Source organism: Actinomyces sp. oral taxon 897, from assembly GCF_002999235.1.
Classification (GTDB): Bacteria; Actinomycetota; Actinomycetes; order Actinomycetales; family Actinomycetaceae; genus Actinomyces.
In genome coordinates, this window is record NZ_CP027236.1 from 2,121,081 (window position 1) to 2,136,938 (window position 15,858).

Annotated in this window: 13 protein-coding genes and 1 tRNA gene; 7 read left to right on the forward strand and 7 right to left on the reverse strand. The window is 70.3% G+C overall.

The annotated features are described in order from the left end of the window. Window positions 1-228 precede the first annotated feature (228 nt). From C3V41_RS08520 to C3V41_RS13140, 6 genes are all read left to right on the forward strand, one after another. The gene (locus C3V41_RS08520; RefSeq protein ID WP_254423542.1) at window positions 229-1,503 is read left to right on the forward strand and encodes a PLP-dependent transferase; all 1,275 of its coding nucleotides are present in this window, start codon (window positions 229-231) and stop codon (window positions 1,501-1,503) included. A 525-nt stretch (window positions 1,504-2,028) separates the two neighbouring features. Beyond that, window positions 2,029-2,436, forward strand: coding sequence for a hypothetical protein (locus C3V41_RS08525; protein WP_106109915.1), 408 nt, complete (start codon window positions 2,029-2,031; stop codon window positions 2,434-2,436). A gap of 396 nt (window positions 2,437-2,832) precedes the next feature. Next, entirely contained in the window at window positions 2,833-4,305 is a 1,473-nt protein-coding gene (locus C3V41_RS08530) for an Eco57I restriction-modification methylase domain-containing protein (RefSeq protein ID WP_106109916.1), read from the forward strand. A 639-nt stretch (window positions 4,306-4,944) separates the two neighbouring features. Further along, window positions 4,945-5,148, forward strand: a complete 204-nt coding sequence (locus C3V41_RS14420; protein ID WP_368033255.1) for a GAD-like domain-containing protein — start codon at window positions 4,945-4,947, stop codon at window positions 5,146-5,148. Next, window positions 5,121-5,564, forward strand: a complete 444-nt coding sequence (locus C3V41_RS08540; RefSeq protein WP_106109918.1) for a hypothetical protein — start codon at window positions 5,121-5,123, stop codon at window positions 5,562-5,564. Before C3V41_RS14420 ends, C3V41_RS08540 begins: the two co-directional genes overlap by 28 nt. A 598-nt stretch (window positions 5,565-6,162) precedes the next feature. After that, window positions 6,163-6,336, forward strand: coding sequence for a hypothetical protein (locus C3V41_RS13140; RefSeq protein WP_165271613.1), 174 nt, complete (start codon window positions 6,163-6,165; stop codon window positions 6,334-6,336). 369 nt (window positions 6,337-6,705) lie between these two features. On the opposite strand, the gene C3V41_RS08550 is transcribed toward C3V41_RS13140, so the two are convergent. The 7 genes from C3V41_RS08550 to C3V41_RS08580 all read right to left on the reverse strand — a co-directional run bounded on the left by C3V41_RS08550 (window position 6,706) and on the right by C3V41_RS08580 (window position 13,846). Beyond that, complete coding sequence (locus C3V41_RS08550; protein ID WP_106109920.1) at window positions 6,706-7,689, reverse strand: ribose-phosphate diphosphokinase; 984 nt, start codon at window positions 7,687-7,689, stop codon at window positions 6,706-6,708. Between the two features lie 62 nt (window positions 7,690-7,751). Further along, window positions 7,752-8,738 (reverse strand): bifunctional UDP-N-acetylglucosamine diphosphorylase/glucosamine-1-phosphate N-acetyltransferase GlmU, encoded by a 987-nt coding sequence (locus C3V41_RS08555; protein ID WP_106109921.1) that lies wholly within the window; start codon window positions 8,736-8,738, stop codon window positions 7,752-7,754. 90 nt (window positions 8,739-8,828) lie between these two features. After that, a tRNA-Gln gene (locus C3V41_RS08560) sits at window positions 8,829-8,900 on the reverse strand. A 159-nt stretch (window positions 8,901-9,059) separates the two neighbouring features. Continuing rightward, complete coding sequence (locus C3V41_RS08565) at window positions 9,060-9,737, reverse strand: HAD family hydrolase (protein WP_106109922.1); 678 nt, start codon at window positions 9,735-9,737, stop codon at window positions 9,060-9,062. A 3-nt stretch (window positions 9,738-9,740) separates the two neighbouring features. Then, window positions 9,741-10,511, reverse strand: coding sequence for an HAD family hydrolase (locus C3V41_RS08570; RefSeq protein WP_106109923.1), 771 nt, complete (start codon window positions 10,509-10,511; stop codon window positions 9,741-9,743). Between the two features lie 249 nt (window positions 10,512-10,760). Then, a complete protein-coding gene (locus tag C3V41_RS08575) occupies window positions 10,761-11,579 on the reverse strand; it encodes an HAD family hydrolase (protein ID WP_106109924.1) in 819 nt (272 codons plus the stop codon). A gap of 29 nt (window positions 11,580-11,608) precedes the next feature. Continuing rightward, window positions 11,609-13,846, reverse strand: coding sequence for an NAD(+) synthase (locus C3V41_RS08580; protein WP_106109925.1), 2,238 nt, complete (start codon window positions 13,844-13,846; stop codon window positions 11,609-11,611). Window positions 13,847-14,704: 858 nt separating this feature from the next. On the opposite strand from C3V41_RS08580, the gene C3V41_RS08585 reads away from it, so the two are divergent. Continuing rightward, window positions 14,705-15,811: a glycerophosphodiester phosphodiesterase family protein gene (locus tag C3V41_RS08585; protein WP_106109926.1), complete on the forward strand. Its 1,107-nt coding sequence runs from the start codon at window positions 14,705-14,707 to the stop codon at window positions 15,809-15,811. Window positions 15,812-15,858: the final 47 nt, after the last annotated feature.

Here is a 15,858-nt window from a genome sequence, read left to right on the forward strand (position 1 = left end):
GGTCAAGCTGCTCCACGCAGACGGGGCCCCACGGCCCAGCCCACCCCGGTCCCTCCCCCGGAAGCCAGCCGTCTGCGCAGGTCAGGAGCCTGACCGTACGCGGCGCAGGGAACCGCCCTCACTAAAGTGACAGAACCAGCCACGGTACGACCAGCAGTAAGCAGACCCCGGGAGCACCGGTCAGCAGGACCGGTACCAGCACCTCAACCACACGGAACGGGAACCACAATGACCACCACACCCTCACCACGCCCCCACAGCGCCACCACCCACCCCGGCGGGGCCCCAGACCAGCCCGGCGAGGCCCCGGACCAGCCCGGCGCCCCCGCAGCACCGCACCACGCCGCACGCCACGCACCCGTCCACCACCACGCCAGCTGGCAGGGGGACGCCTCCGGGGCGCGGTACGCCATAGAGACCGTCCTGGCGCAGGCGGGCACTGGCACCGACCCCGCCACCGGCGCCATCACCACCCCCATCCACCTGTCCACCGCCTACGGGCACCCGGGCCTGCGCCAGTCCACCGGCTACGACTACACGCGCACCGCCAGCCCCACCCGCGACGTGCTCCAGGACGCCCTGACGCTCCTGGACGGCGGGAGCGCCTCCTTCGCGCTGTCCTCGGGGATGGCGGCCGTCGAGCTCGCGGTACGCACGCTGGCCCCGCACAGGAGCCGGATCGTGGCCCTGGAGGACCTCTACGGCGGTACCTACCGCTTCCTGGAGGTCCTGGCCGAGGAGGGCGTCTACCAGGTGGACTTCGTCAGGGGCGAGGAGGGGCTGCGCCGGGCCCTGGCCGACCCCGCCAGCCTGGTCGTGATCGAGACCCCCACCAACCCCATGATGACCCAGTTCGACGTCGCCACCGTGTCCGCCCTGGCGCACGACGCCGGGGCCCTGCTGGTGGTGGACAACACCTTCCTCACCCCCTACCTGCTGCGTCCCCTGGAGCTGGGGGCCGACGCCGTGGTGTACTCGGCCACCAAGTACCTGGGCGGGCACAACGACGTCATGGCGGGCGTGGTCACGGTGGCCGACGCCGAGCTGGGCGAGCGCCTCCAGTACCGTCTTAACACCACCGGCGCCACGCTGGGGCCCCTTGACTCCTTCCTGCTGCTGCGGGGCCTGAAGACCCTGGCGGTACGTATGGACCGGCACGAGGCCAACGCCCGGGCCGTCGTGGAGTACCTGGAGGGCAGCGACGCCGTCACCAGGGTCCTCTACCCGGGACGCAGCGGCATGGTCTCCTTCGACCTGGCGCCGCAAGTGGACGTCGCCGCCTTCCTGGGGGCGGTGCGGGTCTTCACCTTCGCCGAGTCCCTGGGCGGGGTGGAGTCCCTGGTGACCTGTCCCGCCGTGCAGACCCACGCCGACGTCCCGCTGGCCACGCGGGCCGCCTACGGGCTGAGCGACCGGCTCCTGCGCCTGAGCGTGGGGATTGAGAACGCCCGTGACCTGGTGGCGGACCTGGACCAGGCGCTGGCGGCGGCCACCCGTAGCTGAGGCACTGGGCCAGCGCCCCAGGGCACGAGGTGGCGCCCGCCACGACGGCCCCCTGGACCCGGGCCAGTGCCCTGGGGCACCGCCGTCGTCGGCGACCTCGTGGGGAACCCCGGCCGCCCCGGGGTACAGGGTAGCGCTCTCCGACGGGAGGTGAGGGAGCCCAGTTATATGCCCCTCACAGGAACCGGGCGGTTGATTTACAGGTCACATCGGGCCATCCGTTATCTGATCGTAATAATCCCAAGGCATTTATATGACCCTCTTTCATCATCAACAGCGCATTGCCCTTCAGGTGGCTAACCCGCAGCTCACGCTCCCTGCGGAGCGTGCAGCGCATACAGGTTCTGGTACCCACCCCCCTCAGCGGTTGACAGTCGCCCCGGCCGACCAGAGAATCTGATCCGTCCGCAGGACAGGTAATCTCCGGCTCGGGAGACTCGCGGTCGCAGTATCGTGGTCGCGGCGTCCCGGCCCGACCGCACCAGGGGCCGCACTCGTGCGCGCACCGCTAGGGGAGGAACGCTCATGGCAAAGCAGCACAAGTACCACAACTCGCGCATTGAGGCGCTGACCACGCTGCCGGTGGATACCGTGCTCAATCTCGTGGCGCAGGTCGCCGAGCGCCAGCGCACCATTAGGATGGTGGGGCGGGACGGGACCTCGGCCCGTCTCAACGTCAAGAACCTGATGGGTGGCACGATCATCGAGTTCGTGGTCGCGACGTCGTCGGACGGGTACCGCACCCGCGTCACCTGCAGGATGGAGAACTACTCGACCAGCAGGATGACGTACTTCTACGTCATCCCGGTCTCTCCCAGGTACATTGACGGCTACGGCGTGTACCGGCGCTTTATGCGCTCCCTCCAGGAGGCCATTACGGCCGCCGACCCCTCAAGCCGCTCCAGCATTATCGAGAAGGACAACGCCATGTGAGGGACACTCACTGGCGCAGCAGCCTGACGGACTCCGGCCAACCAGCTCCCGGACCGTGGGGTATAGACACCTGGCGCTCCCGACCCGCGCCCGGGCGGGACCAGTGTTCCCAGGCTGCGGAGACGTCCCGCCACGGGTCCACAAGCTCCGCAGCAATACTCCCGGGCCACGGGGAGGTCTACACCCCGTGGCGTTAAGGAGCCCGGTGCCCCCGGCCACGGGGAGCCGAGCGCCGAGGCCCTGAGCAACCCACACACCCGCCAGTGCCCCCGGCCACGGGAGACGTCCGGGCCGGGTGCTGTCCTCATTGAGACGGCAGCGCTCTCGGGGCCCGGGGAGGGCAGGGGACGCCCACGGCCACCGGACGCCGCAGGACAGACCCGGTAGCCTAGGGCCGTGGATCTGCTCTCACTGGCTGCCGGGCGACGCGACGCCGGACTGGCCGCGCTCGACGACGGCGCTCGGGCGGATCTGGGCCAGTTCCTCACCCCGATCGAGGTCGCGCGGCTCATGGCAGCCCTGCCCCGCCTACCGCGTCAGGGAGTCCTGCGCGTACTTGACCCGGGTGCCGGCTCGGGCGTGCTGTCCGCTGCCGTCGTGGACCGGGTACGCCGCGAGGCCCCGGATCTCCGGCTGGAGGTCACCGCCGTCGAGGTCGACGAGCGCCTGCACGGCGTCCTGGCCCAGACTCTTGGAAGCCTAGAGGACGTCGGCGTACGGACCACTCTCGTACGGGACGACTTCGTGAACTGGGCCCTGGGAACCGACGAACGGTTCGACCTGGTGATCCAGAACCCGCCGTACCGTAAGATCAGGTCAGGTTCGACGCTCGACAGGGACCTTCGTAGCGCAGGAATCATAGTACCCAATATTTACGCAGGTTTTATGGCGCTGGGATCCCTGCTCCTGGCCGATCTCGGCCAGCAGGTGTCGATCACACCTCGCTCGTGGATGAACGGCACCTACTTCTCAGAGTTCCGACGCACCCTGTTGACACACCTTAGAATCGACTGCATCCATACGTTCCAGTCACGTTCCCAGGTATTCGGTGACCTGGGGGTCCTTCAGGAGACAATCATTGTGGCGACGACGCGGGGTGCCATCCCTCAGGAGGTCCGGTTGTCCTCATCGTTGGACCATCGGGACACCCCGGCAAGTCGGTCGGTCCCGTACTCTCAGGTGGTGACGGACGACTTCATCTTTGTTCCGGCGTCGGACGAGGACGGCGCTGCGGTGTCGTGGATGGAACGTGTCCGGCACACCCTGGCGGACCTCGGGCTGACGGTCTCCACAGGAAAGGTCGTGGGATTCCGTTCCCGTGACCTTCTGACGGACAGAAGCGGTCGGCACAACGCCCCTATGGTCTACCCGGCCAACCTGGTGAACGCTCAGGTGGTTCACCCTCGCAGCACGGTCCGAAAGCCTCAGTGGCTCAGGACCGCTCCTACGCATGCGTCCGGACTTCTGGTACCTGCTGGCTCCTATGTCCTGGTCAAGCGTTTCTCGACCAAGGAGGAAAGACGGAGGATCGTTGCCTCCCTCTGGTCAGACGACCGCGCTCCCGCTTTTGACAACAAGCTTAACTATATCCATCAGCAGGGGCACGGCATAGATCCGCGGACCGCGGCCGGACTGGTTGTGTGGCTCAACTCAAAACATGTCGACGACTACTTCCGCGTATTCTCCGGACATACGCAGGTCAACGCCGGCGACCTGAGACGAATGAAGTTCCCCACCTTAAGCCAGCTGAGGATGCTGGGAGAGTCCGCGCTCAGCCCGGACGACGCCGTAGAACAGATAATGGGCGATTCTGAGAGGTATAGCGTACTCCGCTCCTCCCAACGAGGATCCTCCTCTCCCCACCGGTGACGACGACCCGGTCAACAACCTCCTCTAACCCACGGACGTAAAACAGCACACCGGGTCTGCCCACGACAACACCACAGAGGGCGCCCTGCACCTCCGATCAGGCCCTGCCCTATCGCTGTGCTGAGGAGCCCGATATCGTGGTCCGCTGTTGCGCGCATCCTGTACGGGAGGGGTAGGGGTGAACGGTAGGCACCCGCGTCCGACGACGGGGGTCTGTACCGGGAGATACCCCTGCTGGAGCGTCTGGTTCTGTCGCAATCTGAGGATCAGAGCCGACCCCACCCCGTTCTCACCTTTGTACACCTAATGTCCACGCAGGTCAGGGGCTCGGGTCCTGGCGTAGCCAAAGATGGTCCTCGTTCTGATCCTCAGATTGCGACACACGCACGGATTCTGGTCGTCCGACAGGTGCCAGGACGTCGTTCAGAGGACCGCGTAGAGCTATCCGGAATCCGTGCCGTAAGAAACGAGGCGGTGTAGTGTGGGGTGTATGGTTAGTGGTCTGCCGTGGGGTGATGAGTGGGTGGAGCAGGAGATCCGTGAGGGTCTGCTGGAGGGGGGTCGTGGGCGCCGGTGGGTGTGGGGCGTCCGGTGCCTGGGGAGTATTTTGAGCGGTTTGGTGGTGTGTTGCCGTCGTCGATGTTGTACGTGTGGAGGCGTCTGGGGTTCGTGGGTCTGGGTGGTGGGCGGTTCTGGGTGACGGACCCCGTGGAGTGGGCTCCTGTGGTGGGAGCGTGGTTGGAGGGGGTGGTGCTGCCGTTCCCTGAGCAGGTGTGGTGGTGCCTGGGGCGTACGGCCCTGGGGCAGATGTGCCTGTGGGGGAGGTATCGGGCCCGGCCCTGAGGGTCGACCCCCTGGACGGCACCCTCAACCCCAACGCCGACAACGCCGGGGACATGGCCGACCCGGTGATGCGTGAGCGTATGGGCTGCATCCTGTTCACCAGCCCTCACCCTGACCATGACGTGGACGAGGTGTCGGGTCGGTCGTTGGTGGAGGTGGCCCTGGGGCGTCTGGGGCCTCTTGGGGCTGACCAGGTGCTGGGGTTCGTGCCGCCGCTGGCGGTGACGGGGCGGTGCGAGGCTGGTCTGCTGGGTGTGCAGGAGGCCGTGCCCTACCTGGTGGTGCTGGCCCAGACGGTGGAGCGTCGTCTGGGGGTGGACTACAGCGCCCAGATCGGGGCGGTGATCGAGCGCTTCGACCTGGCCAGGCCCCTCACCCCCGACGAGCCCGACGACGAGGCTGGTGGTGGGTGGTGAGCCCGGCGCGCCGGGCGGGCTCGGCTGATGGCGCGCGTCCTGCGCGCCCGGCGGGCGGCGTCGGGGCTGGCGGTGGTGCCACTGGCGGCACCACCGCTGGTGGCGGGGCCCGTGCTGGTGCCAGCAGCACCACCGGCGGCGCGAACGGGAGCCCCAACTCCTTGCAAACAGGTTCTGCCCTGCCTGCGCTATAACCCACCACACTGGAACCCACCACGCTGGCGCAAGTAGCCGGAGCGACATTACCTTGCATATTGCACATTATATAAACTGAAGAGGTTGTTACCCTTGTACACGGCTGCGGACAGTTCTTCCAGAACATTGCACGCTAGCGGCCTAGGTGACCGTCGTACCCGCTCCGAGCTGCGTAGACGCCTGGACCTGACGACATCTCGAACAACCTACCCAGAAGGAGGCAGCCCATGATGTCGATCGATGACCCCGTGGCCCTGGCCGTCGGAGTGGCTCTCGCCCCAGGCCGGAGGGAGACGCAACGGCCCGCCGTCGTGGCCCTACGCCGCGACCTGCGACTTCCTTGAGGAGGATATGCGCCATTCACCCCGGACGCAGCGAGAGCCCGGGATACACCATGTCCATTGTGCTGGAGCCGACCGAGCTTGTCTCGGTCACCGTCTGGAAGGTCAAGATAGACTTCCTGGTAAGGGAGCTCGTCCTGCCTTGCCTGTGGCCGGGGAGATACATAATCATCCGAGAGGGCGGCCGTGTCGCAGCCGTCGCCATGATCACCGACGTCCTCGTCGAGATCACGTAGGCGACGCATTCCCCGCACACCGGACCACCGGTCGCGACAACACCCTCCTGCACACTGTCACAACCCGTCCTCGCACGTCAGACCCACACCGGTCAGCCTTTAGGCGGGTACGGGCAGCCTCACGAGGAGACATTTTGTGCACAGGGGAACCGATTGCGCAGAAAGTAACCAATCGAGGTTACCTTCTGCGCAGAACGTCACCCTGTGCACAAAATGTCCCGCCCCGCACAAAACGTCCCCGTGCACCGGTCCGACGTCGCCGCCGTGGACGTACCTTAGTCATGGGGAACGTACCCTAGACGACCTCTAGAGTACGTCCACAATGACGAAGGTACGTCTCCGACGGCTAAGGTACGTCCGCGCGTGCCCTCAGCCCTTGCTCGGCTCAAAGAGGCTGGTGACGCTCCTGTCGTCGAAGACCGCCTTAATGGCGCGGGCCAGGAGCGGGGCGATGGGCAGGATGGTGAGGCGCTCAAAGCGCTTGGCCGCCGGGATCGGCAGGGTGTCGGTGACCACGACCTCCCGGGCCCCGCAGGTGGACAGGCGCTCGACGGCGGGCCCGGAGAGGACCCCGTGGGTGGCCAGGACAATGACGTCCCTGGCCCCGGAGTCCAGGAGGACCTTGACGGCCTTGGCAATGGTGCCGCCGGTGTCGATCATGTCGTCCACCAGCACGCAGGAGCGCCCGGCCACGTCGCCCACCACCCGGTTGGCCACGGACTCGTTGGGGCGGGTGACGTCACGGGTCTTGTGGACGAACGCCAGGGGGGTGCCACCCAGGGCGTTGGCCCAGCGCTCGGCCACGCGGATGCGCCCGGCGTCGGGAGAGACCACGGTGGCGGTCGAGGGGTCCACGCGGGTGCGCACGTAGTCCACGAGCACGGGCTGGGCCCACAGGTGGTCCCAGGGGCCGTCGAAGAAGCCCTGCTCCTGGGCGGTGTGCAGGTCCACGCTCATGAGGCGGTCGGCACCGGCGGTCCTGTACAGGTCGGCCACCAGGCGGGCGCTAATGGGCTCGCGCCCCAGGTGCTTCTTGTCCTGGCGGGCGTAGGGGAAGAAGGGGGCGACCACGGTAATGCGCTTGGCGGAGGCGCGCTTGAGGGCGTCCACCATAATCAGCTGCTCCATGAGCCAGTCGTTGACGCGATCGCCGTGGGACTGGATGAGGAACACGTCACAGCCGCGCACGGACTCGTTAAAACGGACGTAGATCTCACCGTTGGCGAAGTCGTAGGAGGTGGAGGAGAGCACCTGGGTGCCCAGCTCCCGGGCGACGTCGCCGGCGAGCTCGGGGTGGGCGCGTCCGGAGACGACGACGAGTCGCTTCTCGCCGCTGGTGATGATACCCGTCATGGGGCTTGGTTCCTCTCTGCGTGGCGTCAGGCCGGTTTCGGTTGTCGGGGAGGCGGGGAGGCTCAGGAACGGGAGGCGTCAAGCTCCGTCAGAGGCGGGACGATGGCGCCCGCCGGGACGTGGGCGTCGGTCAGGACCGCGTAGGCGCCCACGCGGGTGCCCTCACCGACGGTGGTGGCGCCGCGCACCAGGACGCCGGGCTCGAGCTCGACGTCCTGGGCCAGGGTGGCGGTGACGTCCACCCAGGTGCTGGCGGGGTCGACCACGCCCACGCCGGCGGCCATCCAGCGGGCCAGGACGCGGCGGTTGAGCTCGGCGCCGAGGCTGGCGAGCTGGGCGCGGTCGTTGCAGCCCTCCACCAGCCAGTGGTCGGTCACGACCAGGGCGGAGGTGGGGTGTCCGGCGTCGTGGGCACGGGCGACGACGTCGGTGAGGTAGACCTCACCCTGGTCGTTGTCGGTTCCCAGGGTGGTCAGGGACTCACGCAGGAAGGCGGCGTCGAAGACGTAGATCCCGGCGTTGACCTCGCGGACGGCGCGCTGGGCCGGGGTGGCGTCGCGCTGCTCGACCACGGCCGAGACGGTGCCGTCGGCCTGGCGGATGACGCGCCCGTAGCCGGTGGGGTCGGTCAGCTCGGTGGTCAGCAGGGTGACGGCGTCGCCGCGTTCGGTGTGCTGGTCCAGCAGGGCGGTCAGGGTGGCGGTGTCCAGCAGGGGGACGTCGCCGCTGGTGACCACCACCGGGCCGGTCAGGTCGGCCGGGAGGGATGCCAGGCCGCAGGCCACGGCGCGCCCGGTGCCGGGGATCTCGTCCTGGTCGGCGGGCACGGCGTCGGGAGCCACCTGGGCCAGGTGTGCCACGACGGCGTCACGCTCGTGACGCACCACGACGACCAGGTGCGCGGGATCCAGGCCCCGGGCGGCGGTGAGCGCGTGGTCCAGCAGGCTGCGCCCGCCAATGCGGTGCAGGACCTTGGGTGTGGCGGACTTCATACGAGTTCCCTTGCCGGCAGCCATGACGATGACGGCGGCGGGGGCGGTAGAGACCACGGGTCCTCTTCTCATGGTGCGCGGTGACAGGCACCGCTGCGGTCAGGGTCGGTAGCAGGACAGACGCATTGTACGTCCCCTGCCACCACGCTCCGCCCCCAGGGTTCGAACCCGGGCCTCAAGGCTCCAAAGGCCTGCGTGCTGCCGCTACACCAGGGCGGAAGGCCGGGCCCGCCAGGGCCTGACGCCAGGACCAGTGTCTCACGTCCGCGCGGGGAAGCTTATCCGCGGTCGGCCTAACCGTGTCTCCCATGACGCGCTGGCCCCGGGTCGGGTGCGCACCGGGCCCAGCGGCCACCAGCGGGCGCCACCACCCTCCGCTCACCCCGCCGCCCCGCGAGCGGGCTCCGGCAGCAGGTACGGGACGACGGCCGTCAGGTCCTCCACCACGGTGATACCGGGGTCGGCGGGGAACACCTTGGTCCCGCCGACCTGGATGACGCGGAGGTCGTTGGAGCGGGCCGAGGCCACGCCGGCGGCCGAGTCCTCCACCACCACGCACTCCCGGGGGCCCAGCCCCAGCCGCTGGACGGCGGCAGCGTAGGGCGCCGGACTGGGCTTGCCGGAGGCCACGTCGTCCCCGGTGACCAGCGCGGCGAACACGTCACCCAGGGCGTGGGCCACCGCCTCGACTATGCCGCGCGGCGACTGGGTGACGATCACCTGGACGAGCCCGGCGCCGGCCGCGGCCGAGGTGGCCTCCCGGGCCCCGGGCAGCAGGGGCGGGTCGGCCCTGACCGCGGCCCCGACGTCGGCGGCCATGGCGGCGAAGACCTGCGCGGTAGCCGGGTCCTCAGGGCCGGACGTGGCGCCGGTGGCGGCAATGAGCTCGTGGACACGTCGGATCGAGACCCCCCTGATGGCGGCCACCGCCTCCGGTGTGGGCCTGCCGCCCAGGGCCCGGCAGCAGCTCCGGAAGGCCTCGTCCCAGAAGGGCTGGGAGTCTATGAGCGTACCGTCCAGGTCCCACAGGACGGCCTGGAGACGGTCCGCTCTCACGGCTCAGCCCTCCAGGAGCGAGTCGATCAGTGCGGCCACTGAGGGGACCACCCGCTCGCAGGCCGCGACGACCTGGGGAGGGGACCAGGGCAGGGCGATACCGTGGTCGGCCACCGCGTGCATGCTCAGGTCGTTCCAGGAGTCCCCGACGCTCCAGGTCTCCACCTCCTGGCCCGCCAGGGGACCGGCCAGGAGGTCGGTCAGGCCCTGGCCCTTGGAGCAGCCAGCGGGCACGACGTCGAGGAAGTCCTGGTTGCGGTACAGCTCGATGCCCGAACCACAGCACTCCGTAATGACCTGCGCCACGCGGTCGTTCTCGGCGTCGTCCGGCACACGCACCGGCACCCCGATAAACCGGTGGTCGGCCACCTCCGCAAGGTCCAGGGGGGAGAACACGCGCAGGATGGAGGAGACGTCCCCCAGGGTGTTGAGCAGGACGTAGTCGGTCTCCAGGGTGGTGGCGAACACCGTGATCCCGGAAATGTCGGTGAGATGCGTCATAATCTCCTGGACGACCCCGTCAGGCAGGTAGCGGGCGGACAGGAGCCGGTAGTCGCCGTCGGTCAGGACGGCGCCGGTAAAGGCCACGGCGTAGTCGAAACTGACACCGCAGGGCCCCAGGGCGTCCCTGGTGGCGAAGACGGACTTGCCGGTGTCCACCACCAGGAGGTGGCCTGCGCGACGCCAGCGCTCCATGGCGGCCAGGTCATCGGGGCTGACCTGCCGGTCGAACAGGATGGTGCCGTCCAGGTCAGTGGCTATGAGCTTGCGCACGGGTACGTTCTCCTACGGTGCGGGTAAAGGGCCCGGTCGGCCAACCTGGCAACCCGGAGTTGACCTATATCACATGGTAGCCTCTTGAGCACCGGGGTGCCACCGCCTCAGGACCACGGACTCCTAGGGCCTCGCGTGCCCCCTTGCGCGCCGGGGTGCCAGGGGCCGCCGTGTCGCGCTGTCCCCACCACCGGCTCCACACCGGCCGGTCCTGCTCAGCGCGCGGGCGGGACGGCTAGCTAGCCCTGCTCAGCGCGCAGGCGGGGCGGGCGGCTGGCCCCCGAGCCCCTCCAGGGCCTGGGCCACCGAGGCGGCCACGTCGGTAGCGCCCTGACGCACCTGCCGGGGGGCGTGGGCCATGGCGAAGGAGCGGTCACAGGCCTCGAAGAGGGGCAGGTCGTTCCAGGAGTCCCCCAGGGCGATCGTCTCACTGACCGGGGTCCCCCGCCCGGACAGGTACTCGATCAGGCGGCGCAGCCCGACCCCCTTGGACTCCCCGGGCGCGACGACGTCAATGAAGTTGGTGGAGCGGGGGGCGGCGAGCCCCAGCTCGGCCTCAATGCGGGCGGCCAGGGCGTCGGCGAGGGCCGGGTCGGGCACGTAGACGGGCAGGGCCACCACTGACGCCTCCAGGGCCTGGGCCAGGGTGGCGGCGCTGAAGTGGTCGGCGTAGACACGCGGGTCGTCCCCGAAGCCCGTGGGGTCGTGGAGCACCAGGTCCCTGTCCAGGGTCGAGGCGAACAGGGCCGTGTCACCGCGTCCCATGACCAGCTCGGCTACGGCCGCCACCTGCCCGGGCTCCAGGACGCGGGTGCGCAGGACCCGCCCGGCGCCGTCGAGCACCGTGGTCCCCGAGGCGCAGACGACGTAGTCGTAGCCCAGGGTCACACCGGTTGAGGCCGCGACGGCGTCGACGGCGCGGCGCACCAGGCCCACCGAACGCCCCGTGGCCAGGGCCAGCAGGTCCCCGCCCGCGCGCCAGGCGGCCAGGGCGCGGGCGTCGGCCCAGTCGGCCCCGTGGCGGAAGACGAGGGTGCCGTCCAGGTCGGTGGCAAGCAGGCGGGGCATGGTTCTCCTCCGTGGTCGTAGCGCGGGGCTCAGGAGCGGGGCACGTTGCGCTCCAGCTCCGCCAGCCACGCCGTGGCCGCGGCGTCGGAGGGCATGCGCCAGTCCCCGCGCGGGGACAGGGAGCCGCCGGCCACCACCTTGGGCCCGTTGGGCAGGGTGGAGCGCTTGAACTGGTTGGCGAAGAAGCGGCGGTGGAACAGCTCCAGCCAGCGGCGGATCTCCGGCAGCTGGTAGGCGACCTTCTCGGCCTCGGGCAGGCCCGGGGGCCAGTCGCCCGCACCCGCGTCCGACCAGGCCCTCTCGGCCAGGAAGGCGATGCGGCTGGGGCGGCTCCCGCGACGCAGCACGTGCCACAGGGTGAAGTCCTGCAGGGCGTAGGGGCCGATCCTGGCCTGCGTGGACTGGATGGCGCCGTCGACCCCTGCGGGGACGAGCTCAGGACTGATCTCGGTGTCCAGGATGGCCAGCAGGGTGCGCCCGACGGCGTCGTCGAACAGCTCCTCGGCCACCACCCAGCGGATGAGGTGCTGGATGAGGGTCTTGGGGACGCCCGCGTTGACGCCGTAGTGGGCCATCTGGTCGCCCACGCCGAAGGTGCACCACCCCAGGGCCAGCTCGGACAGGTCCCCCGTGCCCAGCACGATGCCGCCGCGGTGGCCCGCGATGCGGAAGAGGAAGTCGGTGCGCAGGCCGGCCTGGACGTTCTCGAAGGTGACGTCGTAGAGGTCGCGCTCACTCATCCCCTCGGGCAGGGAGCCGGTGGCGGCGAAGGCCCCGTAGGGGTGGCCCATCTCGGCCAGCATCCGGGTGGCCGTGGGGCGGATGTCCAGCTCCTCGAAGCCGCAGCCCAGGCCGCGGGCCAGGTCCTCGGCGTTACGGCGCGTGCCGGGGCTGGTGGCGAACCCGGGCATGGTGATCGCCTGGATGTCGGAGCGGGGGCGGCCCAGGCGGTCCATGGCGCGGGCGGCCACAATGAGGGCGTGGGTGGAGTCCAGCCCGCCGCTGACCCCGATGACCACCTTGGGGTCGCCGATGGCGCCCAGGCGCTGGACCAGGGCGGCCACCTGGATGTTGTAGGCCTCGTAGCAGTCCTGGGCCAGGCGGGCCGGGTCGTCGGGGACGAAGGGGAAGCGGTCCACGCGCCTGCGCAGGCCGATGTCCGTGCGCGGGACGGTGAGGCCGTCACGGGGGATGACGACGCGGTTGAAGCCGCCGGGGTCGGTGAAGGTGGTGGGGGCCACGGCGCCCGGGCCCTGGCGGCCGGACAGGGCGAAGGTGGCGGCGTTGTCGGTGAAGGTGCCCTGGCGCAGGCGCTCGGCGCGCAGGCCCTCGACGTCCACGTCCACCACGGTGGCTTGCGGCCCGTCGGGGAAGCGCTCGGTGGCCCCCAGCAGGACGCCGTTCTCGTAGACGAAGGTCTGGCCGTCCCAGGCCAGGTCCGTGGAGGACTCCCCCTGACCGGCGGCGGCGTAGACGTAGGCGGCCAGGCCGCGGGCCGAGGAGGAGCGGGCCAGCAGCTCACGGTCCTCGGCCCGCCCGACGGTAATGGGCGAGCCGGAGACGTTGACCAGGACGCTCGCCCCGGCCAGGGCGGCCAGGGCCGAGGGGGGTACCGGGACCCACATGTCCTCGCAGACCTCCACGTGGAAGGTCAGGCCCGGGATGTCCTCGACCTCGAACAGGAGGTTGGGGCCGAAGGGGGCCCGGGCCGCGCCCGCGGGGAAGACGGCGTCGGGGTCGCCCACGCCGGGCAGCTCGATCACCACCGCCCCGCCGGCAATGGTGTCACCGGGGGTGAAGTGCCGCCTCTCGTAGAACTCGCGGTAGGTGGGCAGGTAGGACTTGGGGGCGACGCCGCGCACCACCCCGCCCTGGATGACGAGCGCGCAGTTGTAGAGGCGGTCGGCCAGACGCAGGGGGGCGCCCACGACGAGGGCGGGCAGGAGACTGGCGCTGGCGGCGCGGACGGTCTCGACGGCGGCCAGCACCTGGTCCAGCAGGACGTCGGAGAGCAGGAGGTCGTCAATGGCGTAGCCGGTCAGGCACAGCTCGGGGAAGGCGGCCAGGCAGACGCCGTCGTCGGACAGGGCCCGGGCCTGGGCGAGGACGGCGGCGGCGTTGGCGGCCGGGTCGGCCGGGACCACCGGGAGGGTGACCGCGGCCACACGCGCAAAGCCCTGGGCGTAGGCCGAGCGGAACTCCGTGCGGGGGCCGGCGTCGGGTGCCTCGGGAGCCGAGGGCGTGGAGGCCGGGCTGTCGGGTGTCATGGCGGCGGGGTCCGCCGTCCCGGGCGCGTCACAGGCCGCTGGCCCGCTCGTAGCGGGAGCGGCCTGTGCCGCAGGCGACGACGTCGGAGCAGACGCGGCACCGGGGCGGGACGGGGCGGGCGAGGTGGCGCCGAGCGGGGCGGCCTCAGACGCCGCCGGGGCTGCGTGGGAGGTGGGGCGCGTCATCGCGGCGGGGCCATTACGGTGGGCGGTGTCCGGTGCCATAGCCCCATCCTCCCACGGCCCACCACGCCCGTGCCCGCGCCGCTCCCCCGCGCCACGGTCCCCTCCTAGCAGGACACACCCGCGCCCGTACCCGCCCAACGCCGTCCCACGACTTCGGCTCGGAGGCCACCTTCGTGCCTGTACGCCCGCACGCGCAGCGCGTCACCACGCAGGCCACCCATGCACGCCCGCGCCGTCTGCGGTCCCCTGGCGACCAGCCGCACCAGGACCGCGTGCCTCCCGCCCTGTGCCTCCCCGCGCCATGAGGTCTATTCAGGGTCCGGGCGGGGCTGGCACCCGGTTTTGGCGCAATCTGAGGATCAGAACCGACCCCACCCCGCACCGGTCTCTGTACACCTAATGTCCACGCAGGTCAGGGGCTCAAGCCTCGACAGAGCCAAGGGTGCCCCTCGTTCTGATCCTCAGATTGCGACACGGGGAGGAGCTGGAGCAGCAGATGATCGATAAATTATTCAGATAATCATATTATCTATTGGCATTCTGGGGCGACGGGCGCCCTGACCAACGTCTCAGCCCCGGCTGTGCCATGAGCAGCGCCTACTTTGTGTCTGCGCGGCTTGAACCGGTTAGGCCAGCGGGGCGGGCCACGCCCTCCAGGTCCAGAATCGTCCCATGACCACCTCCACCGACCCCGCTGACCGACCAGCCACCGGCGCGTCCCCGGCCACACCGGCCGCCTCAGCCACCTCGGCCGCCCGCACCGTCCTGGCGCCCCCGGCCACCCCGGCTGCCCCGACCGGCCCAGCGTCCTCGGGCCGCCCAGGCACCAGCCAGCAGCCCCCGGCAGGTCCGCCGCCCGCCCGGCCTCCCCGCTCCGCCACCGGGGGTCCTGCGGCCTTCGCGCCCACAGGGCCCTCGGCCCCGGTCCCCCCGGGCACCCGCACCGTCCTGGCGCACCGCGGCGCCAGCGCCCTGGCCCCGGAGAACACGCTGGCCGCCTACCGCCTGGCCGCCGACCACGGAGCACGCTGGGTGGAGCTGGACGTGGACGTCATTAGCGACGGCACCATTATCGTCATCCACGACTCCCGGCTGGACCGCACGACCAACCGCACGGGCCCGTACTACGGCCTCACGGCGGCCGACCTCCCCACCATTGACGCCGGGTCGTGGTTCCACGCTCCGGCGGCGTCCACCGCCACCGGGCGGACGGCCGCGGGCCAGGCCCCACCCGCCCCGGTACCGCTCACCCCGGTACCAGCCTCCCCCAGCCCCTTCGCGGGCGAGCCCCTGCCCACGCTCGCCCAGGCCCTGGAGCTCCTGGGGGCACGGGGGTTGGGTGTCAATGTCGAGCTCAAGTCCTGCCAGGCCGGGGCGACGGCCTGCCGGTGGCTGGTCGACGGCGTCGCGGAGATCCTGGACGAGCACGCCCGGGCCTTCCCCGGCTGCGAGGTCCTGGTCTCCTCCTTCAACCCCGTCCTCCTGGACCGCATGGGTGCCCGGCGCCCGCTCACGCGCCGGGCCCTGCTGGTCGAGCGGGGGCTGCTCCTGGACGACTGGCGCTCCTACGCGGAGATACTCGGCGTGGAGGCCGTCAACCCGGCCGACGCGGGTCTGGAGCGCGGGAGGGTGGAGGAGATCCGCTCCCTGGGGTACGGGGTCAACGTGTGGACCGTGAACTCGCGTCGGCGCGCGGAGGAACTGTTTGAATGGGGAGTCACCGGAGTATTTACCGACCGTGTCCACGAACTGGGGGACCTGGAGCGGGGAGCCTGCTGAGGCTGAGCAGGTATGGCAAGCGCCCCGTGGCCGGGGTGGTGGGAGCC

Bases quoted from the DNA above. Each gene is read 5' to 3' on its own strand.
- C3V41_RS08520 (WP_254423542.1), top strand. From the start codon at position 229: ATGACCACCACACCCTCACCACGCCCCCACAGCGCCACCACCCACCCC.
- C3V41_RS08525 (WP_106109915.1), top strand. From the start codon at position 2,029: ATGGCAAAGCAGCACAAGTACCACAACTCGCGCATTGAGGCGCTGACC.
- C3V41_RS14420 (WP_368033255.1), top strand. From the start codon at position 4,945: ATGTTGTACGTGTGGAGGCGTCTGGGGTTCGTGGGTCTGGGTGGTGGG.
- C3V41_RS08550 (WP_106109920.1), bottom strand. From the start codon at position 7,689: ATGACGGGTATCATCACCAGCGGCGAGAAGCGACTCGTCGTCGTCTCC.
- C3V41_RS08575 (WP_106109924.1), bottom strand. From the start codon at position 11,579: ATGCCCCGCCTGCTTGCCACCGACCTGGACGGCACCCTCGTCTTCCGC.
- C3V41_RS08580 (WP_106109925.1), bottom strand. From the start codon at position 13,846: ATGACACCCGACAGCCCGGCCTCCACGCCCTCGGCTCCCGAGGCACCC.
- C3V41_RS08585 (WP_106109926.1), top strand. From the start codon at position 14,705: ATGACCACCTCCACCGACCCCGCTGACCGACCAGCCACCGGCGCGTCC.